This window comes from Pedobacter aquatilis (genome assembly GCF_032678425.1).
GTDB lineage: Bacteria > Bacteroidota > Bacteroidia > Sphingobacteriales > Sphingobacteriaceae > Pedobacter > Pedobacter aquatilis_B.
On the sequence record NZ_JAVTSG010000002.1, the window covers coordinates 478223 to 501190 of the forward strand.

17 protein-coding genes are annotated in these 22968 nt (G+C 36.1%); 8 read left to right on the plus strand and 9 right to left on the minus strand.

Annotated features, from left to right (window positions below):
* Nucleotides 1-71: 71 nt before the first annotated feature.
* From rpoB to R2Q16_RS08150, 5 genes are all read left to right on the plus strand, one after another.
* The gene (gene rpoB, locus R2Q16_RS08130) at nucleotides 72-3875 is read left to right on the plus strand and encodes a DNA-directed RNA polymerase subunit beta (RefSeq protein WP_316736352.1); all 3804 of its coding nucleotides are present in this window, start codon (nucleotides 72-74) and stop codon (nucleotides 3873-3875) included.
* A gap of 86 nt (nucleotides 3876-3961) precedes the next feature.
* Nucleotides 3962-8248 (plus strand): DNA-directed RNA polymerase subunit beta', encoded by a 4287-nt coding sequence (gene rpoC, locus R2Q16_RS08135; protein WP_316736355.1) that lies wholly within the window; start codon nucleotides 3962-3964, stop codon nucleotides 8246-8248.
* 130 nt (nucleotides 8249-8378) lie between these two features.
* Nucleotides 8379-8690 carry a DUF3467 domain-containing protein gene (locus R2Q16_RS08140; RefSeq protein ID WP_316736356.1) on the plus strand — a complete coding sequence of 104 codons (312 nt, stop codon included), beginning with the start codon at nucleotides 8379-8381 and terminating at the stop codon, nucleotides 8688-8690.
* A 79-nt stretch (nucleotides 8691-8769) separates the two neighbouring features.
* Complete coding sequence (locus R2Q16_RS08145) at nucleotides 8770-9993, plus strand: OmpP1/FadL family transporter (RefSeq protein WP_316736358.1); 1224 nt, start codon at nucleotides 8770-8772, stop codon at nucleotides 9991-9993.
* Nucleotides 9994-10004: 11 nt separating this feature from the next.
* The gene (locus R2Q16_RS08150) at nucleotides 10005-11291 is read left to right on the plus strand and encodes an SGNH/GDSL hydrolase family protein (protein ID WP_316736360.1); all 1287 of its coding nucleotides are present in this window, start codon (nucleotides 10005-10007) and stop codon (nucleotides 11289-11291) included.
* Between the two features lie 50 nt (nucleotides 11292-11341).
* On the opposite strand, the gene miaA is transcribed toward R2Q16_RS08150, so the two are convergent.
* The 4 genes from miaA to R2Q16_RS08170 form a co-directional block, all read right to left on the minus strand.
* Nucleotides 11342-12256, minus strand: a complete 915-nt coding sequence (gene miaA / locus R2Q16_RS08155) for a tRNA (adenosine(37)-N6)-dimethylallyltransferase MiaA (RefSeq protein ID WP_316736362.1) — start codon at nucleotides 12254-12256, stop codon at nucleotides 11342-11344.
* 69 nt (nucleotides 12257-12325) lie between these two features.
* A complete protein-coding gene (locus tag R2Q16_RS08160) occupies nucleotides 12326-12973 on the minus strand; it encodes an IS1096 element passenger TnpR family protein (RefSeq protein WP_316736363.1) in 648 nt (215 codons plus the stop codon).
* A 99-nt stretch (nucleotides 12974-13072) separates the two neighbouring features.
* A complete protein-coding gene (locus tag R2Q16_RS08165) occupies nucleotides 13073-14479 on the minus strand; it encodes a CCA tRNA nucleotidyltransferase (RefSeq protein WP_316736364.1) in 1407 nt (468 codons plus the stop codon).
* Nucleotides 14480-14579: 100 nt separating this feature from the next.
* A complete protein-coding gene (locus tag R2Q16_RS08170) occupies nucleotides 14580-15146 on the minus strand; it encodes an L-threonylcarbamoyladenylate synthase (protein ID WP_316736365.1) in 567 nt (188 codons plus the stop codon).
* Nucleotides 15147-15334: 188 nt separating this feature from the next.
* Here R2Q16_RS08170 and R2Q16_RS08175 point away from each other — a divergent pair, with 188 nt between their 5' ends.
* Entirely contained in the window at nucleotides 15335-15889 is a 555-nt protein-coding gene (locus tag R2Q16_RS08175; protein ID WP_316736366.1) for a DUF4136 domain-containing protein, read from the plus strand.
* Between the two features lies 1 nt (nucleotide 15890).
* Here R2Q16_RS08175 and R2Q16_RS08180 read toward each other — a convergent pair whose 3' ends face one another.
* Together R2Q16_RS08180 and R2Q16_RS08185 are read right to left on the minus strand one after the other, a co-directional pair.
* Nucleotides 15891-17096 (minus strand): glycosyltransferase family 1 protein, encoded by a 1206-nt coding sequence (locus R2Q16_RS08180; RefSeq protein WP_316736367.1) that lies wholly within the window; start codon nucleotides 17094-17096, stop codon nucleotides 15891-15893.
* Nucleotides 17097-17111: 15 nt separating this feature from the next.
* The gene (locus R2Q16_RS08185) at nucleotides 17112-17930 is read right to left on the minus strand and encodes a 2,3,4,5-tetrahydropyridine-2,6-dicarboxylate N-succinyltransferase (protein WP_316736369.1); all 819 of its coding nucleotides are present in this window, start codon (nucleotides 17928-17930) and stop codon (nucleotides 17112-17114) included.
* Between the two features lie 161 nt (nucleotides 17931-18091).
* Here R2Q16_RS08185 and R2Q16_RS08190 point away from each other — a divergent pair, with 161 nt between their 5' ends.
* Nucleotides 18092-18493, plus strand: coding sequence for an RNA-binding S4 domain-containing protein (locus tag R2Q16_RS08190; RefSeq protein WP_316736370.1), 402 nt, complete (start codon nucleotides 18092-18094; stop codon nucleotides 18491-18493).
* Here R2Q16_RS08190 and R2Q16_RS08195 read toward each other — a convergent pair whose 3' ends face one another.
* On the minus strand, nucleotides 18494-19267 hold the full coding sequence (locus tag R2Q16_RS08195; RefSeq protein ID WP_316736372.1) for an EcsC family protein: 774 nt from the start codon (nucleotides 19265-19267) through the stop codon (nucleotides 18494-18496).
* 109 nt (nucleotides 19268-19376) lie between these two features.
* On the opposite strand from R2Q16_RS08195, the gene R2Q16_RS08200 reads away from it, so the two are divergent.
* Nucleotides 19377-21299, plus strand: coding sequence for a TlpA disulfide reductase family protein (locus R2Q16_RS08200; RefSeq protein ID WP_316736374.1), 1923 nt, complete (start codon nucleotides 19377-19379; stop codon nucleotides 21297-21299).
* Nucleotides 21300-21335: 36 nt separating this feature from the next.
* Here R2Q16_RS08200 and R2Q16_RS08205 read toward each other — a convergent pair whose 3' ends face one another.
* Together R2Q16_RS08205 and R2Q16_RS08210 are read right to left on the minus strand one after the other, a co-directional pair.
* A complete protein-coding gene (locus R2Q16_RS08205; RefSeq protein ID WP_316736376.1) occupies nucleotides 21336-21818 on the minus strand; it encodes a nucleoside deaminase in 483 nt (160 codons plus the stop codon).
* A 67-nt stretch (nucleotides 21819-21885) separates the two neighbouring features.
* The gene (locus tag R2Q16_RS08210; RefSeq protein WP_316736377.1) at nucleotides 21886-22485 is read right to left on the minus strand and encodes an OmpH family outer membrane protein; all 600 of its coding nucleotides are present in this window, start codon (nucleotides 22483-22485) and stop codon (nucleotides 21886-21888) included.
* Between the last annotated feature and the right edge of the window lie 483 nt (nucleotides 22486-22968).

Sequence of the window (22968 nt, forward strand, 5' to 3'; positions counted from 1 at the left end):
GCTTGGTTGATGAGATGCTTGAACCAAAACCAAACAAATAGTTTATTCTTAAACTAAAATCTTTTAGTCCATTGGCAAAGACAGTCGAACAAAGAGTAAATTTTGCAACTAGTAAGCACATTATAGACTATCCGGATTTTCTGGATGTGCAATTGCAATCATTCAGAGAATTTTTCCAGATAGATACAACGTCAGACGATCGCTCGAGCGAAGGTTTGTTTAAGGTATTTGCTGAAAACTTTCCAATCACAGATTCAAGAAATATCTTCGTATTAGAGTTTCTTGATTATTTTGTTGATCCACCGCGTTATGATATTCATGAGTGTATCGAGCGTGGTTTAACCTACAATGTTCCATTAAAAGCAAAGCTAAAGCTTTCTTGTAACGATGTTGAACATGAAGATTTTGAAACCATTATTCAGGATGTGTATTTAGGTACAATCCCGTATATGACACCAAAAGGTACATTTGTTATCAACGGTGCAGAACGTGTTATCGTTTCGCAATTACACCGTTCTCCGGGTGTGTTCTTCGGCCAAAGCCGTCACACTAACGGAACCAAATTGTATTCTGCTCGTGTTATTCCTTTCAAAGGTTCATGGATCGAGTTTGCTACAGACGTTAATAACGTAATGTATGCTTACATCGATCGTAAGAAAAAATTCCCGGTTACCACTTTATTACGTGCTATTGGTTACGATTCTGATAAAGACATTCTTGAATTATTTGACTTAGCTGACGAAGTAAAAGTTAGTAAATCAGGTTTAAAGAAATATATCGGCCGTAAACTTGCAGCAAGAGTTTTAAAGAAATGGGTTGAAGATTTTGTAGATGAAGATACAGGTGAGGTAGTTTCTATCGACCGTAATGAAGTGATTCTTGAAAGAGAAACCGTTTTAGAAGACGAACACATTGATATGGTAATTGAAGCTGGTGTTAAAACCATTATTCTTTCTAAAGAAGATGGTGCTAGCCAAGCCGATTATACCATTATTTATAATACATTACAAAAAGATACATCAAACTCAGAAAAAGAGGCTGTTGAAAACATCTATCGTGCTTTGCGTAACGCAGAACCACCTGATGAGGAAACTGCCCGTGGTATTATTGATCGTTTATTCTTCTCAGATAAACGTTACGATTTAGGAGATGTTGGTCGTTACCGCATCAACCGTAAATTGAAAATGGATACTCCGGATGATGTAAAAGTTTTAACTAAAGCAGATATTATCGCTATTGTTAAATACTTAATTAAATTAATTAACTCTAAAGAAGAAGTTGATGATATTGACCACTTATCAAACCGTCGTGTACGTACAGTAGGTGAGCAATTATACGCACAGTTCGGTGTTGGTTTGGCACGTATGGCCAGAACAATCCGTGAGCGTATGAACATTCGCGATAACGAGGTGTTTACACCAACTGATTTGATTAACGCTCGTACGTTATCATCAGTAATTAACTCTTTCTTTGGTACAAATCAGTTGTCTCAGTTTATGGATCAAACGAATCCATTGGCAGAGATTACACACAAACGCCGTTTATCAGCTTTAGGTCCAGGTGGTTTATCACGTGAAAGAGCTGGTTTCGAGGTACGTGACGTTCACTACACTCACTACGGTCGTTTATGTACAATTGAAACACCAGAGGGACCAAATATTGGTTTGATTTCATCACTTTGTGTGCATGCAAAAATCAATAATTTAGGTTTCATTGAAACACCATACAAACGTGTTGAAGATGGTAAAGTTGTAGTTGATTCAGATGTTATCTATTTATCAGCAGAAGATGAGGATGGTAAAACTATCGCTCAAGCTAATGCAGAATACGATGATAAAGGTGTTTTCGTAACACCGCGTGTTAAAGCACGTTACGAGGGTGACTTTCCGATTATTGAGCCTGAGAAATTAGACTTAATGGACGTTGCACCTAACCAGATTACTTCAATTGCAGCTTCGTTAATTCCGTTCTTAGAACATGATGATGCGAACAGGGCTTTGATGGGTTCAAACATGCAACGCCAGGCCGTACCATTGTTACGTCCTGAAGCGCCAATTGTTGGTACAGGTTTGGAAGGTCGCGTTGCTCGTGACTCAAGAACACTTATCAATGCAGAAGGTAATGGTGTTGTAGAATATGTAGACGCTAACGAAATCACTATTAAATACGAACGTAACGAAGATGACCGTTTAGTTTCTTTTGAAGGTGATAGCAAAACTTATCGTTTAACAAAGTTCAAAAAAACCAACCAAAATACTTGTATCAACTTAAAACCTATCGTTAAGAAAGGTCAAAAAGTTACTAAAGGACAAGTGCTTTGCGAAGGTTATGCAACTCAGGACGGTGAATTAGCATTAGGTAGAAACTTGAAAGTGGCTTTCATGCCTTGGCAAGGTTTCAACTTTGAGGATGCGATTGTTATTAACGAGCGTATTGTTCGTGATGATGTTTTCACTTCATTGCATATTGAAGAATTCGAGTTAGAAGTACGTGATACAAAACGCGGTGAAGAGGAGTTAACTCCAGATATCCCTAACGTTTCTGAAGAAGCGACTAAAGACTTAGATGAGAACGGTATTATCCGTATCGGTGCTGATGTAAAAGAAGGCGATATTTTAATTGGTAAGATTACACCAAAAGGTGAGTCTGACCCATCGCCAGAAGAGAAATTACTACGTGCAATTTTCGGTGATAAGGCTGGTGATGTTAAAGATGCGTCTTTAAAAACTCCTCCTTCAATCCAAGGTGTAGTAATTGATACTAAATTATTCAGCCGTGCTAAGAAAACTACAAAAGCTGAAGAAAAATCGGCAATTGAGAAATTAGACAAAGACTATAACAAAGTAACTGAAAAATTAAAAGCAGAATTAGTTGATAAATTATTCACCATTGTAAATGGCAAAACATCTCAGGGTGTATTTAACATCTACAAAGAATTATTAGTAGCTAAAGGTGCTAAGTTTACTCAGAAAATTTTAGCAGAACTTGATTATAATCACATTAATCCAAACAAATGGACTACTGATGATGATAAAAACGAGATGATTAAAATGTTGCTTCATAACTATGGTATCCGTGTTAATGAAGAACTTGGTGCTTACAAACGCGATAAATTTGCGATTAGTGTAGGTGATGAGCTTCCATCGGGTATTGTACAAATGGCAAAAGTTTATGTTGCTAAAAAACGTAAATTAAAAGTAGGTGATAAGATGGCTGGTCGCCACGGTAACAAAGGTATTGTTGCACGTATTGTACGTGATGAAGATATGCCTTTCTTAGCTGATGGTACTCCAGTTGATATTGTGTTGAACCCACTGGGTGTACCTTCACGTATGAACCTTGGTCAGATTTACGAAACTATTTTGGCATGGGCTGGACAGGAATTGGGCGTTAAATTTGCAACTCCAATTTTCGATGGTGCTACTCATCATGAAGTAGAAGAGTGGATTGCTAAAGCCGGTGTTCCTGCTTCGGGTAAAACTTACTTATATAATGGTTTAACAGGTGAGCGTTTCGATCAGACTACAACTGTAGGTATTATCTATATGTTGAAATTAGGTCACATGGTTGATGATAAAATGCACGCCCGTTCAATCGGACCATACTCATTAATTACACAACAGCCATTGGGTGGTAAAGCTCAATTCGGTGGTCAGCGTTTTGGTGAGATGGAGGTTTGGGCATTAGAAGCATTTGGTGCTGCTAATATTCTTCAAGAGATATTAACCGTTAAATCGGATGATGTTATCGGAAGAGCTAAAACTTACGAGGCCATTGTTAAAGGTGAAAACCTACCAACTCCAGGTGTACCAGAATCGTTTAACGTATTGGTACATGAGTTACGCGGTTTAGGTTTAGATATTACGTTAGACTAAGTACCGAGTATAAAGTATCAAGTATCAAGATTGGATTATAATCTTGATACTTGATACAAAGTACTTGCTACTACAAACAAAAGCATATGTCTTACAAAAAGGATAATAAATTAAAAAGCAATTTCACATCAATCACGATTAGCTTATCGTCTCCAGAAATTATTTTGGAACGTTCGAGCGGTGAGGTGTTGAAACCGGAAACGATTAACTATCGTACTTACAAGCCTGAGCGTGATGGTTTGTTCTGCGAGCGTATTTTCGGCCCGGTAAAAGATTACGAATGTCATTGCGGTAAATACAAACGTATCCGTTATAAAGGAATCGTTTGTGATCGTTGTGGTGTTGAGGTAACTGAAAAGAAAGTACGTAGAGAGCGTATGGGACACATCGCCTTGGTGGTTCCTGTTGCGCACATCTGGTATTTCCGTTCGTTACCAAACAAAATCGGTTATTTATTAGGTTTACCTACTAAAAAATTAGATTTAATTATCTATTACGAGCGTTACGTAGTTATTCAATCAGGCTTAATGGCTGAAGAAGGTATCAACTATATGGACTTCTTAACTGAAGAAGAATATTTAGATATCTTAGATAAATTACCTAAAGAAAACCAATACTTAGACGATAAAGATCCTAATAAATTCATCGCCAAAATGGGTGCTGAAGCATTAGAAGATTTATTGAAACGTATTGATTTAGATACTTTATCTTATGATTTACGTCACCAGGCAGCTAACGAAACTTCTCAACAACGTAAAAATGAGGCTTTAAAACGCCTTCAAGTTGTAGAAGCCTTCCGTGGTGCTAATACACGTATTGAGAATCGCCCTGAGTGGATGATTGTTAAAATTGTTCCGGTTATTCCACCAGAATTACGTCCTTTAGTTCCATTAGAGGGTGGTCGTTTCGCTACTTCAGATTTAAATGATTTATACCGTCGTGTAATTATCCGTAACAACCGTTTAAAACGTTTAATCGAGATTAAAGCACCAGAGGTAATTTTACGTAACGAAAAACGTATGTTGCAGGAAGCTGTAGATTCGTTATTCGATAACTCACGTAAAGTTAATGCGGTAAAAACTGAAGGTAACCGTGCTTTAAAATCTCTTTCTGATATCCTGAAAGGTAAACAAGGTCGTTTCCGTCAAAACTTATTAGGTAAACGTGTGGATTATTCTGCTCGTTCGGTAATTGTTGTAGGGCCTAGCCTTAAATTACACGAGTGTGGTTTACCAAAAGATATGGCTGCTGAGCTTTACAAACCATTCATTATTCGTAAGATGATTGAAAGAGGTGTTGTAAAAACAGTAAAATCAGCTAAGAAAATTGTTGATAGAAAAGACCCATTAGTTTGGGATATCTTGGAAAATGTATTGAAAGGTCACCCGGTATTATTAAACCGTGCACCTACATTACACCGTTTAGGTATTCAGGCTTTCCAACCTAAATTGGTTGAAGGTAAAGCTATCCAATTACACCCATTAGTTTGTACTGCATTCAACGCCGATTTTGATGGTGACCAGATGGCTGTCCACTTACCTTTAGGTAACGCAGCAATTTTGGAAGCCCAAGTATTAATGTTGGCGGCACACAACATCTTAAACCCTGCGAACGGTACGCCGATTACAGTACCATCTCAGGATATGGTTTTGGGTCTTTATTATATTACTAAAGGCCGTAGAACTGATGAAACTAGAGTTGTAAAAGGACAGGATTCAAATTTCTATTCGCCAGAAGAAGTTATCATTGCTTATAACGAGAAAGAATTAGATTTACATGCATTCATTAAAGTAAGAGTTAATGTTAAGCAAAATGATGGTTCAATCGTTAATAAATTAACTGAAACTACTGTTGGTAGAGTATTATTTAACCAATTGGTACCAGAAGAAGTTGGATATATCAATGAATTATTAACTAAAAAATCGTTAAGAGATATTATCGGTGAGGTAGTTAAAATGACTGGTATGGCTCGTTCTTCTCAGTTCTTAGATGATATCAAAGAATTAGGTTTCAGAATGGCTTTCCAAGGAGGTTTATCGTTCAACTTACAAGACGTAAACATTCCGGTAGAAAAACATACATTATTAGAGCAAGCAGCTAACGAAGTTGAAGAAGTAAGAAACAACTATAACATGGGTTTCATTACAAACAACGAACGTTACAACCAGATTATCGATATCTGGACTCGTATCAACAACAGGTTAACTACATTCGTTATGAACCAGTTATCTAGCGATAACCAAGGTTTTAACTCGGTTTACATGATGCTTGATTCGGGTGCACGTGGTTCTAAAGAGCAGATTCGTCAGCTTTGTGGAATGCGTGGATTGATGGCTAAACCTCAAAAATCAGGTTCAGGTGGTGATATTATTGAAAACCCAATCTTATCAAACTTTAAAGAAGGTTTATCGGTATTAGAGTATTTCATTTCTACTCACGGTGCTCGTAAAGGTTTGGCAGATACGGCGTTAAAAACAGCTGATGCTGGTTATTTAACTCGTCGTTTGCATGATGTTGCTCAAGATATGATTGTTAATGATGTGGATTGTGGTACTTTAAGAGGTATGTACACAACTGCATTAAAAGATAATGAAGATATCGTTGAACCATTATATGAAAGAATTTTAGGTCGTACTTCATTACATGATGTTTACAATCCTTTGGATAACACATTATTAGTAGGTGCGGGCGAAGATATTAACGAAGACGTTGCAAAAGCAATCGAAGAATCTCCGTTAGAAGGTATCGAAATTCGTTCTGTATTAACTTGTGAAGCTAAACGTGGTGTTTGTGCATTATGTTACGGACGTAACTTAGCTTCAGGTAAACGTGTTCAAAGAGGTGAGGCTGTAGGTGTAATTGCTGCACAGTCAATCGGTGAGCCGGGTACACAGTTAACACTTCGTACATTCCACGTGGGTGGTACTGCATCAAACATTGCTGCAGAATCTAACATCGTAGCTAAGTTCGATGGTGTAATCGAATTTGAAAATATCCGTACGGTTGATACTGAGACGGAAGATGGTAAAGTACAAGTTGTATTAGGCCGTTCTGGTGAATTCAGAATTGTTGAGCCAGGAAGTGGAAGAGTTATTGTAACCAATAACATCCCTTACGGTGCATTCTTATTTGTTAAAGAAGGCGATAAAGTTGCTAAAGGCGACAAGATTTGTTCATGGGATCCGTACAATGCGGTTATCATCTCTGAGTTTGCTGGTAAAGCACAATTCGATGCAATTATCGAAGGTGTAACTTTCCGTGAAGAATCAGATGAGCAAACTGGTCACCGTGAAAAAGTAATTATCGATACACGTGATAAAACTAAAAACCCTTCTGTTCAAATCGTTGATAAGAAAGGTGAATTTATTAAAGGTTATAACATTCCGGTAGGTGCTCACGTTTCAGTTGATGAAGGTGAAACTATCCAAACTGGACAGATTATCGCTAAAATCCCACGTGCAACTGGTAAAACCCGAGATATTACAGGTGGTTTACCTCGTGTAACTGAGTTATTCGAGGCTCGTAACCCATCTAACCCGGCAGTTGTTACAGAGATTGATGGTGTGGTAACTTTAGGTGGTGTTAAACGTGGTAATCGTGAGATTACAATCGAATCTAAAGATGGTGAAGTTAAAAAATACCTGGTTCCATTGTCTAAACACATCCTTGTACAGGATAATGACTTTGTGAAAGCTGGTATGCCTTTATCAGATGGTTCAATTTCTCCTGCGGATATCTTATCAATTAAAGGCCCTGCAGCGGTTCAAGAATACTTAGTAAATGGTATTCAAGAGGTTTACCGTTTGCAAGGTGTAAAAATTAACGATAAGCACTTCGAGGTAATTGTTCACCAAATGATGCAGAAAGTTCACATCGAAGATCCGGGAGATACTATTTTCTTAGAAAATAACGCTGTTGACCGTTGGGATTTTGCTGAAGAAAACGATGCAATGTACGACAAGAAAGTTGTTGAAGATGCAGGTGATTCAAATGATTTCAAACCAGGTCAAATCGTTTCATTACGTAGATTAAGAGATGAAAATTCTCAATTGAAACGTAAAGATTTGAAACAGATTACGGTTAGAGATGCAAGACCAGCTACGGCAAGTTCTATCTTACAAGGTATTACTCGTGCATCATTAGGTACTAAATCGTTCATTTCTGCGGCTTCGTTCCAAGAAACAACGAAAGTATTAAATGAAGCAGCTATTGCAGGTAAACGCGATAACATGTTAGGCTTGAAAGAAAACGTAATTGTTGGTCACTTAATTCCTTCTGGAACAGGTGTTCGTGGTTACGAAAGAATCATCGTTGGTTCTCAAGAAGAATACGATAAATTATTAGCTTCGAAACAAGAAGAAGTAGAAGCATAGAAATATCATATCATTTTAAAAAGGGTTGTTTCCAAAAGGAACAACCCTTTTTTGTTGGCAATAATTTTAAAGCTAGCGATTAAACCTTACCTTTAATGCTTTATCATTTACCGAATATCATCATCAAGTTATGGACGAGCAACAAAACGAAAACCAACTAAATATCGAATTGTCAGAAGAAATTGCCGAAGGGATTTTTTCAAATCTGGCAATTATTACGCACTCAAATACAGAATTTGTTTTAGACTTTATCCGCGTTATGCCCGGAATTCCAAAAGCAAAAGTAAAATCAAGGATTATATTAACACCAGAGCACGCAAAGCGATTACTAACTGCGCTGGATGATAATATCCAAAAATTTGAAGCCGTTAACGGAAGAATTAAAACACAGGAAGAGCCACCATTTCCAATGGGTTTTGGCGGACCAACTGCACAGGCATAATTTTCTTAACTATTTCTTAAACAAAATATTCACTACTATGTTAGCATAGTATGCATTTGTGCTATAACCATTTATAAGTATGAAAAAAATTTTATTGAGCGTATTACTTTCTGCTCCTCTATGGGTATTGGGGCAGGGTTTTCAGGTGAATTTACAAGGGCAGAAACAAATAAGTATGGCAGGGGCAGGTTCGGCATTAGCATTAGATGAAGCCTCCGTATTTTTTAACCCTGGTGCTGTAAGTTTTTTGGAGAAAAATTCTATATCAGCTGGCGTTAATCCCTTACTTTTCAAATCCGTTTTTCAGCAAAGCGGCTCAAATATCTCTGAAAATGTAAAAAATAAGATTGCGCCACCATTTGAAGCGTATGCTGTTTGGGGGCCAAAATCAAATAAGTGGAAATTAGGTTTAGGTGTTTATACCCCGTTTGGTGGTATGGTAGATTGGGGAAATGACTGGTCTGGAAAATACACCTTAACTTCTTTAAACTTAAAAGCAATTTACATTCAACCGACTTTAAGTGTTAAAATTACCGACAGAATAGGGATTGGAGCAGGTTTCGTTTACAATCATGGAGAAGTAAACCTTCAACGTGCTTTACCCGTAAATTATCCTGATGGCCGTTCTGGCCATGCCACCTTGGAGGGGACAGGTAGTGGTTTTGGATGGAATGCAGGTATTTATATCAATACGCTCAGTAACATTACTTTCGCAGTTGTTCACCGTTCAAAAGTTGTAACTAAATTAAATGATGGTGATGCAACTTTTGATGTTCCAGCATCTTTGAAACCTTCTTTCCCGGACGGAAATAAATTTAATGCCGAACTACCATTACCATCTACAACAACTTTAGGTATTGGTATTCCAATTTCTAAAAGCACAACACTAGCTTTTGATGCAAGTTGGGTTCAATGGAGGGTATATGAAGAACTCGCATTTGATTATGCTGTAAACACTTCTGCTTTAGCAGATACGAGGTCAGCACGTAATTATCGCGATGGTTCATCATTCAAATTAGGTGTAAACCACAAAGCAAGTGAAAAATTATCTTTAAGAGCCGGTGTTGGTTATGCCTTAAGCCCGGTACAAGATGGTTATGTTACCCCAGAAGCGCCGGATGCAAATCGCTACATTCTTAGCGCAGGCGCAGGTTATTCCTTTACTTCAAAATTCGAAGTGAACGCCTCATTCTTTTTCGAAGATGTGGAATCGCGTAAGCAAAGAAATATTGAGACCGGTTTAGACGGAACATTTAAAACACTGGTTTATGCACCTGGTATTTCGTTAACTTATAAATGGTAGGAGAATTCTATATGAAAAAATTTATATTCAATAGCTTAGCAATTGCGGTAGTTCTTTTCACGGCATCTTGCAAGCCTGAAATCGAACCTACAGCTGGTACATCTGCGGGCCAGGCTAACTTTAGCAAATACATTTCGGTTGGTAATTCTTTAACCGCTGGTTTTGCAGATGGCGGACTTTATCTGGAAGGACAGAAAGTTGCTTACCCTAACCTAATAGCCGCAAAAATGGCTACAGTTGGTGGCGGAAGTTTTACTTCACCATTTTTTACAGATGCCCAAGCTAATGGTTCTGGATATTTATCTTTAACTGCTTTGGTAAATGGCACACCAACTTTAACACCTGTTACAACTAACTTAGCTTTGAGAGATGCTACGGGAAAATTAACTAAATACAGTGGTGAAGTTCAAAACCTTGGGATTCCGGGTATGCGTGTCGATTTGGCATTTGCCGCACCATTTGGAGCAGCCAATCCATACCTTGAGCGCTTATTAACAGATACTCAGGTTGGTACGGTTAGTTATTTTCAATTTATTCAAGGTAGAAACCACACTTTTTTCTCACTTTGGTTAGGCAATAACGATGCTTTGGGTTATGCTACGAATGGTGGGGTAACTACAGATGCCACAAATGTTTTAACTGATAAATCTACATTTGCTCTTCTGTATTCAAATTTGATTAATTCGTTAACTGCGAGCGGTCAGAAAGGTGTTGTAGCAACCATTCCTGATGTAACTTCGATACCTTATTTTAATACTGTTACAGTTGCTGCCTTATTAAATGCAGCTAAAGCCATCAACCCGGCGGCGGCGGCAATTTATATACAAACAGGAGCAGGAGCAGTGAGAGCTGCAACTGCTGAGGATTTGATTCGTTTACCTTTTCAATCTTCGGGATTGTTTGGTGTTCCTAACTCAGCTGGCTTGCCTTATGGTTTGCATCCTTTAAATCCAATTGCAAATAATTGGGTATTAGATAAAGATGAAGTTGCAAGAGTTAAAGATTATGTTTTAAGTTACAACAGTACGATTAAATCTTTGGCAGATAGTAAAAGTTTAGCTGTTGCTGACACTTACAGTTATTTAAATCAGGTAAAAACTGGAATTGTTATTCAAGGAGTTGGGTTAAATTCTTCGTTTATTACTGGTGGAGCTTTCTCTTTAGATGGTGTGCATTTAACGCCAAGAGGAAATGCCGTTATTGCAAATGTATTTATTGATGCGATTAACGCGAAATACGGTTCTAATATTCCTGTAGTTGATATTACGCAATATAGAGGGGTTAAATTTCCTAATTAGTAAGGATGAAATAACAAAAAAGGTTCTGATAATTTCGGAACCTTTTTTGTTTAAATGTTTTGATTAATTAAGTTGATTACTGCTTCGGTTTGATTAGGTTCAAACCAGCTGATTTCTTCATCTCTCCTAAACCAGGTTAACTGTCTTTTAGCAAAACGACGGGTATTTTGTTTGATAGAGGCGATTGCTTCCTCGAGTGATATTTTTTTATCCAAATAATCGAATACTTCGCTATAACCAACCGTATTTAGTGCATTCAGGTTTCTAAATTCAATTAAGGATTCTACCTCTTTTAAAAGTCCGGCGTCAATCATTTTATCTACTCTTTCGTTAATGCGATTGTATAAAATGGCTCTGTCTGTATTTAAACCAATTTTTATAATGTTAAATGGGCGAACTTTTTTAGTTGCTGATAACATTGAAGACAGTTTTTTTCCGGTAGATAAAAAGACTTCTAAACCTCTTATCATTCTCTGCGGATTATTTTGGTCTACTTTTTCGAAATATTCAGGGTCATATTCTTCGAGCTGTTTTTGAATTGATTCCAATCCTTCGGTTTCAAATTGATGGTTGAGTTTTGAACGGATTTCCATATCGATTTCGGGCATCTCATCTAAGCCGTTAATAACAGCGTTAATGTACAAACCTGAGCCGCCAACCATAATTGCAATGTTGTGATTCTTAAAGATTTCTTCAATTACTTCTAAAGCGCTTAATTCGAAATCGCCAGTACTGAATAACTCTTTTACAGTATGAGAATTTATAAAGTGATGTTTCGCAGCTTTTAATTCCTCTGCATCTGGTTTAGCAGTGCCAATTTCCATTTCTTTAAAGAATTGTCGGGAATCGGCAGAAATGATTTCTGTTTTAAAATACTGCGCAACTTGTATGGCTAAAGCCGTTTTTCCAATCGCTGTTGGCCCAACAATTACAACCAAAGTTTTAGATATTTCGCTTTTTGCCATTTTGTTTATATAAAAAAACTGCCGGATGATTTGTCCGACAGTTGAATATTAATTGATAATATGTTTTAACTAATAATCGTCTTTTTGGTTATCATCTTCGTAACCATCGTTGTCCGAAAATTCGTCTCCGAACTCATCATCCTCGCTTTCATCTTCTTCATCACGTTCTTCTTCATTAATGCCCATTTCGCCCATTGCTTCTAGTTCATCTGTATCTTCAGGTACAAAATTCATTTCGTTTAAGAAATCAAATTCACTTGCAGAAGCAACAGTACTTCCGGCGTCAACTACCTGGCCACTTTTTTGTTCCATAATTTTTGGTGCTTCACCTGTGCTTTTAGCTAAAAATGGATATTCAATATGCGGATCGGCATCTAAAATAATTTTAACCAGTTCTACATGGAAATCATAAGGGCGGTCAAAATTGTAAGTGTAATAAAATTTTTGGTGAGGATCTTCTATAAAACCACTGAGTTTTGACTTTTCCATCAAAACAACACGGTCTTTCTTGCGCTCGTTTGGCAAATAAGCAATTTCATCACCTTTTAACCAATTATCTGTACTCACATAGAATGATGATGGTTTTTCTGCATTGTAACCAGTTGATTTGTGTATCGCTTTGTGCAAATCTTCAAATGTCTGATTAGATTTGATATCGATTTCTCGCACAACATCATCAAAATCTTCGAAAGTAATTTTAAATTTATAAATAGCCATTATTGTTCTTTGGAGCCGTAAAAATAAAGTTAATTTGTTTCATCACAAAAAAACAAACGCAACAAAAAGGTTGTTTGTTTTATGATTCAGGCAATTAAATTATTTACTAACAGGATTTAAACCCATTTGTTTTGCTAAGTTTAGCATAAAATTGTAGGCTTCGTGGTAATCATTAGCGATTTCGCCCTCCAGAATGGCCTCTCTTATAGCACTTTTGATAATTCCAACCTCTTTACCTGCTTCTAAAGCAAAGGTTTTCATAATATCATTCCCAGTTACCGGAGGTTGCCAATTTCTTATCTGGTCGCGTTCTTCTACATCCTTAAGTTTTTGTTTTACCAACTCAAAGTTGTTCCTATACTTCGTTTTTTTATATTCATTTTTGGTAGTAACATCAGCATTGCAAAGCAGCATTAAGCTTTCAATTTCTTCTCCAGCATCAAAAAGCAATCTTCTAACTGCTGAATCGGTAACAGTATCCTGTGCTAAAACTATCGGGCGAAGGTGTAACTGAACTAATTTTTGCACAAACTTCATTTTCTCATTAAGCGGTAACTTCAGTTGTGTGAAAATTTTTGGAACCATCCGAGCGCCCTTATCTTCATGTCCGTGGAAAGTCCAGCCATGCCCTTCTTCAAATCTTTTGGTTGCAGGTTTAGCAATATCATGCAAAATTGCTGCCCAACGCAACCATAAATCATCAGTTGTTTCACATATATTATCCAAAACTTCCAATGTATGATAGAAATTATCTTTGTGCCCTTTACCTTTAATGATTTCTACACCATAAAGTTGCGCCATCTGTGGAAAAATCAAATGCAACAAGCCAGTATCAAACAGCAGTTTAAAACCTACAGATGGTTTTGCCGATAAAATAATTTTATTCATTTCATCAGTAATACGCTCTTTTGAAACAATACTTATCCTGCTTTTTTGCGATTTTATAGCTTCAATTGCTTTATCATCAATACTAAAGTTAAGTTGCGATGCGAAGCGAATGGCCCTCATCATTCTTAAGGGGTCATCAGAAAATGTTATTTCAGGATCAAGTGGTGTTCGGATAATCTTTTGTTCAATGTCCTGAATACCTCCAAATGGATCGAGTAGTTCGCCAAAGTTTTGAGCATTTAAATTAATTGCCAACGCATTGATGGTAAAATCGCGACGAAGTTGATCATCTCTTAAAGTACCATCTTCAACAATTGGTTTTCTCGAATCAGAACGGTAAGATTCCTTTCTGGCGCCAACAAACTCAATTTCTAAATCGTTATACTTAATATTAGCTGTACCAAAACTTTTAAATATTGCCACTTTGGTATTTAATTTCCGACCAACAGCTTCAGCATAGTCAATACCGCTGCCAACAACCACAACATCAATATCTTTTGAAGAACGATTTAAAAATAAATCGCGAACAAAACCACCAATTACGTAAGCTTCGGTTTGATTTTTATCTGCAATTGTAGATAATGTTTTGAAAATGGGATTTTGTAAATGTTGTTGCATAATTATGAAGTAGTCATGCTAAATTTAATTTCAGTGATTTTAAAATACTGAGATAAATTTAGAGCGACGGCAGAATCAAATTTGTACAAAAGTAATAAAATTACTTACGAATAAATTCGAACTGTCCGCCTGCAGAGAGTTTCATGATGGTTGATGGCTTTTTAATACTTCTATTTTCTTGCTCGAAATCTACTACGTAATCAACAGAATCAAGTATTTGACTATCGATATCATCAAAATATTTTGGTGAAGGATTCCCACTTAAATTTGCTGATGTAGAAACTATTGGCTTTCTAAATCTTTGAATTAATGGCGTACAGAAATCATGCTTAGCAACTCTTATACCCACACTTCCATCTGCATTAATTACATTTTGAGCTAAATTTTTAGCGCCAGAAAAAACTATTGTTAAAGGATTTTCAGCATACTCAATCAAATCGTAAGCAACATCGGCAACTTCAGTTACATAACTCTGAAGCTTATTTTCCGTATCCAATAAAATGATAAGACTTTTTTCTGCAGGTCTGTTTTTAATCGCCAAAAGCTTTTCTACAGCATCAGGATTTGTAGCATCACAACCAAGTCCCCAAATTGTATCAGTTGGATACAAAATTACTCCACCGGCTTTTAAAACTTCTAAAGCTTTATTGATTTCATCTTTAAGCATGTACAAAGATAATATGTTAAATTTCTCAATTGAATATTATTTAACATTTTAGTCAAAACAAAGGGATTTTCAGAACGTTTTAGATTAACAATCTAATGTAAAAATTAAGCGATTATGTAATCCATTTAAGTTAAATAATCGTATTTTTAAATAGGTTATAAATAAGGAAACACACAAATAATACATATATGAGAAATTCCCTAAAATTACTGATGCTTTTCGCGATTGTGATAGCATTTAGCAGTTGCTCGTCGCTTCGTACAGCTTCTGATTTCGATAAAACCGCTAACTTCGGTATTTACAAGACTTATAATTTTTACGATAAAGGTTTAACCAGATTACGAATGAATAATTTGGATAAACGTAGAATGATGGCTGCCGTTGAGGCTGATTTGAACGCAAAGGGTTTTACTAAAGCTGCAAAACCTGATTTGTTAGTTAATTTAGTTGTGGTGGCAAGAGAACGTACCGATGTTTACAACTACGGACCAGGTTTTTATGGACCAGGTTGGGGTTGGGGCTGGGGATGGGGCGGCTGGGGAGGCGGTGCCATGACCAACGTTAACCAATTTATGGAAGGTACGGTTATCATCGACTTCTTAGATCCAAAATCAAAAACTTTAGTATGGCATGGTCGCGGAAGCGGTTTTAACCTTGATAATTTGAAAAATAGAGAAGAGCGTTTGAACAAAGGAATAAGCGAAATTTTGGCTCAATATCCGCCAGCTGTTGCTTCGAAATAATTTATTTTAAAACATTTGTGTAGCAATCCATTAATTGCTGCGTTACAAGAGGGCTGCTGAATTTCTGAACAAATTCCAGCCCTTTTGCTTTCATTTCTTTTTGCAGATCAATAGATGAAATAATTTGGTTCATCCAATAAGATAAACCACTAACATCATAAGGCGAAATATATAAACTATCAGGTCCACCAGCTTCTTCTAAGCAAGAGCCTGTTGCTGCAATAACAGGAACTCCAGAATATAAGGCTTCGATAATTGGAATGCCAAAACCTTCATAAAACGATGGATAAACAAAAACCTTTGCAAGTTGATAAATGCCTGGTAAATCAGCAAATGGAATGTTTTTAAGGAACACAATTCTGTTGTTTAAACCAAGTTTATCAATTTCCGCTTTAACGGTTTCAAAATACGGGGTTGCTTTGCCAATTACGACCAATTTATAATCGCTATCTACATCTTTTAAAGCTTGAACAATTAGTTTTAAATTCTTTCTCTCCTCAATTGTACCAACATTTAAAATGTATTTCTCTGGAAGATTATAGGTCTTTTTAATTTTTGATAAGGATTCTTGAGGAAGTAAAGTTTTAAAAGTATCATCACAACTTTGATAAATCACTTCTATTTTATCAGGAGTAATGTTATAATACTCAATAATATCTTGCTTAGTTTTTTCGCTGATAGCGATGATTTTATTTGCTTTATTGCAGGCAGATTTACTCTTCCATTCGTAAAGTTTTCTATCAATAAATTTATAATAATTAGGGAAACGAAGGAAGATTAAATCGTGTATGGTAACAATTGATTTAATTTCAGCATTTGATATCCCGATAGGAATTTCATGGCTCAAACCATGAAAAATCTGGATTTTATCTTTCTTTAAATCTTTTAAAATATTAAAACTGCGCCATAAAAATTTAGCGCTCTGAGGAAGCTTCAGAAAGATATTTTTTACTTTAAAAAAAGATTGGATTTGTTTGGCTGTTTTAACTTTTGGGGTATAAACATAATAATCATTTTGAGGATACTGAATAGCAAGACTCTCAATCAGCGATCTACTATAATTTCCTAAACCCGTTAAGTTATTTGCAGCACGTTTGCCATCGAAACCAATTTTAAGCTCAAAGCTTAAAGCCGAAAGACCAAGGCTTGATTGCTCAAGTTTAGTACTTTCGGCTTTTCGTATTTTATTTTCGCTTTCAGCTTTCAACTTTTTGCCTTCAGCTTAAACTGCTACATTATTTTCTCTCAACGCATCGTTAAGCGAAGTTTTTTTATCTGTACTTTCTTTACGTTTACCAATAATTAAAGCACAAGGAACTTGATAATCTCCGGCAGGGAATTTTTTTGTGTAACTACCTGGAATAACTACCGAACGTGCAGGCACAATCCCTTTATATTCAACCGGCGTTGGTCCGGTTACGTCTATAATTTTTGTTGATGCTGTTAAAACAACATTTGCGCCAAGAACCGCTTCTTTTTCTACTTTTACACCTTCAACAACAATTACTCTCGAACCTAGAAAAGCATCATCTTCAATAATTACTGGTGCAGCTTGAACGGGTTCTAAAACACCACCAATACCAACACCACCGCTTAAATGAACACGTTTGCCAATTTGAGCACAAGAGCCAACCGTAGCCCAGGTATCAACCATTGTACCTTCATCTACATATGCGCCAATGTTTACGTAAGATGGCATCATGATTACTCCTTTAGCCAAGAATGAACCGTAACGAGCACTTGCCATAGGCACAACACGAACACCTGTAGCTTTATAGTCGGTTTTTAAATCCATTTTATCATGGTAAACAAACGGGCCGCTTTTAATTTCTTTCATCTCGCGGATTGGGAAATATAAAATAACAGCTTTCTTAACCCATTCGTTAATGCCCCAAGAGTTTAAAACTGGTTCAGCAACGCGGATTTCTCCTTTATCAAGACCCATTATTACGGCTTCAATAGCTTCGCAATAATTGCTATATTTTAAAAGGGTTCTATCTTCCCAAGCGGCTTCAATTAATTTCTTTAAATCTGAATACATGATGTTTTTAAATTTTACGCAAAATAACTTAAAATAATTGGTTTTTTAGTTTTTTAGATGTTTGGTTTTTTGCGTTTGGGTTGATTAACTTTGGTTTTTTAGATTTTAGGCTTAGGTTATAATCCAATCAACTAAAAACCCAAGCAACTAACAAGCTACACATGGCAGAAGCAGAAAAACTTAGAATTGATAAATATTTGTGGGCCATCAGGCTTTTTAAAACCAGGAGTTTAGCAACAGATGCCTGTAAGGCAGGAAGAGTAAAACTAAACGGACAAAATATCAAAGCATCAGCTGTAGTCAAAATTGGTGACGTGTATCAGGTATCTAAGGGAATTGAGAAAAAAATTATCGAAGTGGTTGAATTCTCTTACAATCGAACAGATTCTCCAACAGCCTTAACCAAGTATAAAGATTTAACACCTGTTGAGGAAACACATGCGTTTAAGTCTGCATTTCATGCACCAAATTTAAAGAGAGACAGAGGAACAGGACGACCAACTAAAAAGGACAGACGGGAAACGGACGACCTAATTAGTGGAATGTTTGAGGAGGAGGATTAGTTAGTCGTTAGTTTCAAGTCGTAAGTCTTTAGTCTGCGTTTGACTAATTACTACCGACTGAAGACTAAAATATCGCATTCTATAACTCATCATTGCAGTTTTGCCTAATCTTTCGATAAGTTTATAATTTGCCACGGCACCAACAGCAGCCCCAATAAAAGGAAGCATTTGAGCAAGTTTCGCTAAATCTATATAATCGCGGTATTGTTGCTGAAAAGTTAACCAATCAAATTCATCAATATTGGTTGGTAATTTATGCGCTAAATTATCCCAATTCTGCATTTTGTTGAAAATGTTTTGACTTTCCTCTTTGCTGGAGAACGCTAATTGAAAAATGTGGAGGATAAATAATCGTTCCCTATAATCTTTAACATCATAGCCGTAAATGGCTGCAATATCAAAAAGCATCTTCATTTTTATACCCAAAAGAATAGGGAAGTCGGCGAGGCTCATTAAAAAACCACCAGCTCCAGTAATTCCGCCCTCAGCTGCAGCCGTTTTCTTGTAGTTTTCTATCTTCTGTTTTATTAAAGCTTCGCGATGCATTAATGTTAAATCTAAAACAGGTTTAGAAGTTGTAAATGCAGAGCCAAAAAGCACGGCTTTAACCATCTGCTTTATGGCAACAGTTATGGCATTATGTACTTTATCTGGAATGTAGCTGTTGATTTTCTTCTGAACTTTATCTGTTACTTTATTAAAAAGCGATGGTTTTTGCAAAGTTTTAAACTTCCAAAATTCCAGTTCGTTAGAGATTTTCTGCTCGTAAGTCATACACAAATCTTCTACAATAATTATACCCTAAAATTTGAATAATAATTTGGATTTTAAAAACAATAACTATATATTTAGTTAATCTATTTTTAAACCTAACCTTTTCAATATGAAATCATTAAAATTATTTATTCTGCTGTGTTATATAGTAAAATTAGCAGGTGCTCAATCCGTTAAATTTTCAGAGGCACAGCCGGAAGCCGGTGCTACGGTTAAATTTACGTATGACCCGAAAGGTACAACATTGCAAAATTTGAGTGATGTTAAGTGTGTTGTATACAGTTTTTTTTCAAGTACTACTCCTAAAAGTGCAAAAATTGATTTAGTGAAAGAAGGCGAGGTTTACAAAGGAGAATTTAAAACGACAGATAGTACAACTCTTGCGGCATTAGCATTTTCCGTTGATGAACAAAAAGACGAATCACCAAATGGCTATATGTTGGCACTTAGTAAGGATGGAAAAATTCCTGCCGAATCTTATATTAATCAGGCTTTTTTATACGGTATGGCCGGTAAATACTATTTGGGTCTAACCTTAGATTATGAAAAAAGCCCTGCACTGTATAAACAAGCTTTCGCAATTAAACCTGAGTTAGAAAAGAAACATCTGGTATCATATTTATCTAATGCTTACAGAGCTAATAAAGAAACTGGTACACAATTAGTTGAAGAAAATATTAAAAAGCTTTCAAATATTAAAGAACCGACTGAAGATGAGTTGTTGAAAAATTTGAATTTATATACCATCGTAAAGAAAAAAGCACAAGCCGATTCTGTTAAAGCAATTATTTTAAAGAAATTTCCGACTGGAGATTATGCATTTGGTCAAGAGATGAATGCACTATATTCTGAAAAGGATGCCGTTGCGCTGGAGCAAAAAGCTAATCAGTTGGTTGCCAAGTTTAAATTAGATAAAAGCAAGAAGTCAGATATTGGCAAATTAAATTCTATCAATGGCTTAGTTGCAGAATCTTTCGCAAAGGCCAAGAATGATGCGAAATTTGAACTATATGCCAACAAAGTTGAAGCTAAAACTTCTCGAGCAGGTTTATATAACCAATTTGCCTGGCCTTTAGCAGAGAAAAATGAAAATGTTGTATTCGCTACCAAAATCTCTAAACAATCTCTTGAACTAATTGAATCGGCTAAGAATGATGAAAGACCGGCTTTTTATCAAACTAAAGAAGATTATATTAATGCGCTAAACCAAAGTTGGGGTATGTATGCAGATACTTATGCATTGCTTCTTTATCACGACAAGAAATTTAAAGATGCTTTAGAAACACAAGAAAAGGCAATCTCATTTTATAAAGTAATTCCACCTGATGTAAGTACGCGTTACGTAACTTATTTAATTAAGAATGGACAAAATGAAAAGGCATTTGCTGAAGCAGAAAAATTGATTAAAGATGGAAAAGCTTCTGATTCATTAAAGAATGATTTCAAAATTCTTTACACAAATCTTAAAAAGGAGGGGACATATGAAGCATTTAAGGCTGGTTTAGAGAAAGAAGCGATGGCTAAAGCTAAAGCCGAGTGGACTAAAAAAATGATTAATATTCCTGCTCCAACATTTTCGTTGGCAAATTTAAAAGGAGAGAAGGTTAACCTTGCTGATTTGAAAGGTAAGATTGTGATACTAGATTATTGGGCAACCTGGTGCGGCCCATGTGTAGCGTCTTTTCCGGGGATGCAAAAAGCTATGGCTAAATATGCAAATAACCCTAATGTTGTGTTTTTATATGTAAATACATGGCAAAATGAAGAGAACAGAGAAAAAGTTGTGACCGACTTTATCTCCGAAAAGAAACTAAACTTTAACGTTTTATACGATACTAAAAATGTAAAAGATCCATCGAAATTTGATATTGTAAGTGCGTATAAAGTTGATGGAATTCCTACCAAATTTGTAATTGATGGAGCAGGAAATATCAGGTTTAAGGCCGTAGGATTTTCCGGTTCTGATGATGGGGTTGTAAAAGAAATCGATTCCATGCTTGGCTTGCTTACCACAAAAGAAGCAAGTAAGTAAATAATAAAAATGCCCGATTTTAATCGGGCATTTTTATTAATAATCTATTCGCATTGGCGATGTTTCCCAAAGTTTAAAAGCCTCCATCGCTTCATCTCTCATCATTTGTTTAATTGGCAAACTTCTATTGTTCATATCTTTTTCTAATTCCTCATAAATAAACTTATCGCTAAAACCAATGTTCTCGGCGTCAACTTTCGTATTCGCGTAATAAATGGTATCAATTCTGGCCCAATAAATAGCAGCCAAACACATTGGGCAAGGTTCGCAGCTGGTGTAAATTACGCAACCGCTTAAATCAAAAGTATTTAGTTTTGTGCAGGCCAACCTAATTGCCGAAACTTCTGCATGTGCGGTTGGGTCGTTTGTTGAGGTAACTTTATTGCCAGAACCTGCAACAATTTCACCATTTTTAACCACAACTGCACCAAATGGCCCCCCAATGTTTTCGCTAACATTCTTTACCGAAAGCGTGATGGCCAAATGCATAAATTCGGCATGTTTTTCCAGATTTTCCATATAAAATTTGAAGCAAAAAAAATGCCCCGAATATTCAGGGCATTTAAAATTTTAATATTTCTTTTGATTATTTTTTAGAATAATCCGCATTTAAGCCTTTAATAACCTCAGCAGTTACATCTAAACTCTCATCAGCAAATAAAATAGCACTGTTACCTTTAGAGTAAGTTAAAACCATTTTATAGCCTTTATCTTTAGCATAAACTTTTAAGTAAGCCGCAACTTTATCATAAAGTTTTTCGTTTTCTACAGCTTGCTCATTCTGCAAAGCACCACCAGCATTTTGTTGGTAAGTTTGCAATTCTTGTTGTTTACGAGCTAAACGTTCTTCAGTAGATTTACGTTGGTCGGCCGATAAAGTTTGAGCAGATTGTTGGTATTGATTAACCTCTCTTTGAAAAGCCTGACCTTTAGCTTGCATATCCGCCTGAGCATTCTTGCTTTTACCTTCAAATTTAACTTTAAGGTCTTTAAAATAATCGTATTTTGTTAACAAAGAGTCAGAGTTAACGAATACAATTTTCTCATCAGCAGATGCTGCAGTAGTTGTACTATCTGTTTTTTTAGTTTCAGTTGATTTAGCGTCTTTGTTTTGGCATGCAGAAAAAGCTGTAATTAATGCTGCCGTTGCAAATAAACCAAAGGTTTTCAAGGTTCTTCTTTCCATTATTGTTTAATAAATTTTAGCAAACTTATATAAATTAGTTTTTATATGCAATTTAAGAGTTATGCACTAATAGCTTAAAACGTTAAGCATTAAAAAATATTTGAAAAGCAATAGCAGTTTTTCAATCTAAAGTTTCTTCCCGCTAAGCGCTACAATCTTTTTGTTGAGGTTTTTGACAGTATTTTCGGAGTTTGATCAAACAAAAAGTATTTCCGCTAATATCGGGTTTAGGTGGCAAATGTAGCTTTTCAATCGGCGGTTGCAAGGTGCGGAAGAAACAAAAGAGCCAGAGTTTTTGAAGATTAAACCCGATTGAAATGGAAAGCCCCCGATTTTCTCGGGGCTTGTAATAAAAAGCGGGACGAACATTAATTGAAGCTACAGCTTTTGCTTTTCAAAATCTTATTTACGCCTTTAAAATGCATTTTTTTATCCCCTCAAAACTTATCCACATATTAGTTAAAGTGCCGAAATTTCCGTATT

Bases quoted from the DNA above. Each gene is read 5' to 3' on its own strand.
- rpoC (WP_316736355.1), top strand. From the start codon at position 3,962: ATGTCTTACAAAAAGGATAATAAATTAAAAAGCAATTTCACATCAATC.
- R2Q16_RS08140 (WP_316736356.1), top strand. From the start codon at position 8,379: ATGGACGAGCAACAAAACGAAAACCAACTAAATATCGAATTGTCAGAA.
- R2Q16_RS08145 (WP_316736358.1), top strand. From the start codon at position 8,770: ATGAAAAAAATTTTATTGAGCGTATTACTTTCTGCTCCTCTATGGGTA.
- R2Q16_RS08150 (WP_316736360.1), top strand. From the start codon at position 10,005: ATGAAAAAATTTATATTCAATAGCTTAGCAATTGCGGTAGTTCTTTTC.
- miaA (WP_316736362.1), bottom strand. From the start codon at position 12,256: ATGGCAAAAAGCGAAATATCTAAAACTTTGGTTGTAATTGTTGGGCCA.
- R2Q16_RS08160 (WP_316736363.1), bottom strand. From the start codon at position 12,973: ATGGCTATTTATAAATTTAAAATTACTTTCGAAGATTTTGATGATGTT.
- R2Q16_RS08165 (WP_316736364.1), bottom strand. From the start codon at position 14,479: ATGCAACAACATTTACAAAATCCCATTTTCAAAACATTATCTACAATT.
- R2Q16_RS08170 (WP_316736365.1), bottom strand. From the start codon at position 15,146: ATGCTTAAAGATGAAATCAATAAAGCTTTAGAAGTTTTAAAAGCCGGT.
- R2Q16_RS08175 (WP_316736366.1), top strand. From the start codon at position 15,335: ATGAGAAATTCCCTAAAATTACTGATGCTTTTCGCGATTGTGATAGCA.
- R2Q16_RS08185 (WP_316736369.1), bottom strand. From the start codon at position 17,930: ATGTATTCAGATTTAAAGAAATTAATTGAAGCCGCTTGGGAAGATAGA.
- R2Q16_RS08190 (WP_316736370.1), top strand. From the start codon at position 18,092: ATGGCAGAAGCAGAAAAACTTAGAATTGATAAATATTTGTGGGCCATC.
- R2Q16_RS08195 (WP_316736372.1), bottom strand. From the start codon at position 19,267: ATGACTTACGAGCAGAAAATCTCTAACGAACTGGAATTTTGGAAGTTT.
- R2Q16_RS08200 (WP_316736374.1), top strand. From the start codon at position 19,377: ATGAAATCATTAAAATTATTTATTCTGCTGTGTTATATAGTAAAATTA.
- R2Q16_RS08205 (WP_316736376.1), bottom strand. From the start codon at position 21,818: ATGGAAAATCTGGAAAAACATGCCGAATTTATGCATTTGGCCATCACG.
- R2Q16_RS08210 (WP_316736377.1), bottom strand. From the start codon at position 22,485: ATGGAAAGAAGAACCTTGAAAACCTTTGGTTTATTTGCAACGGCAGCA.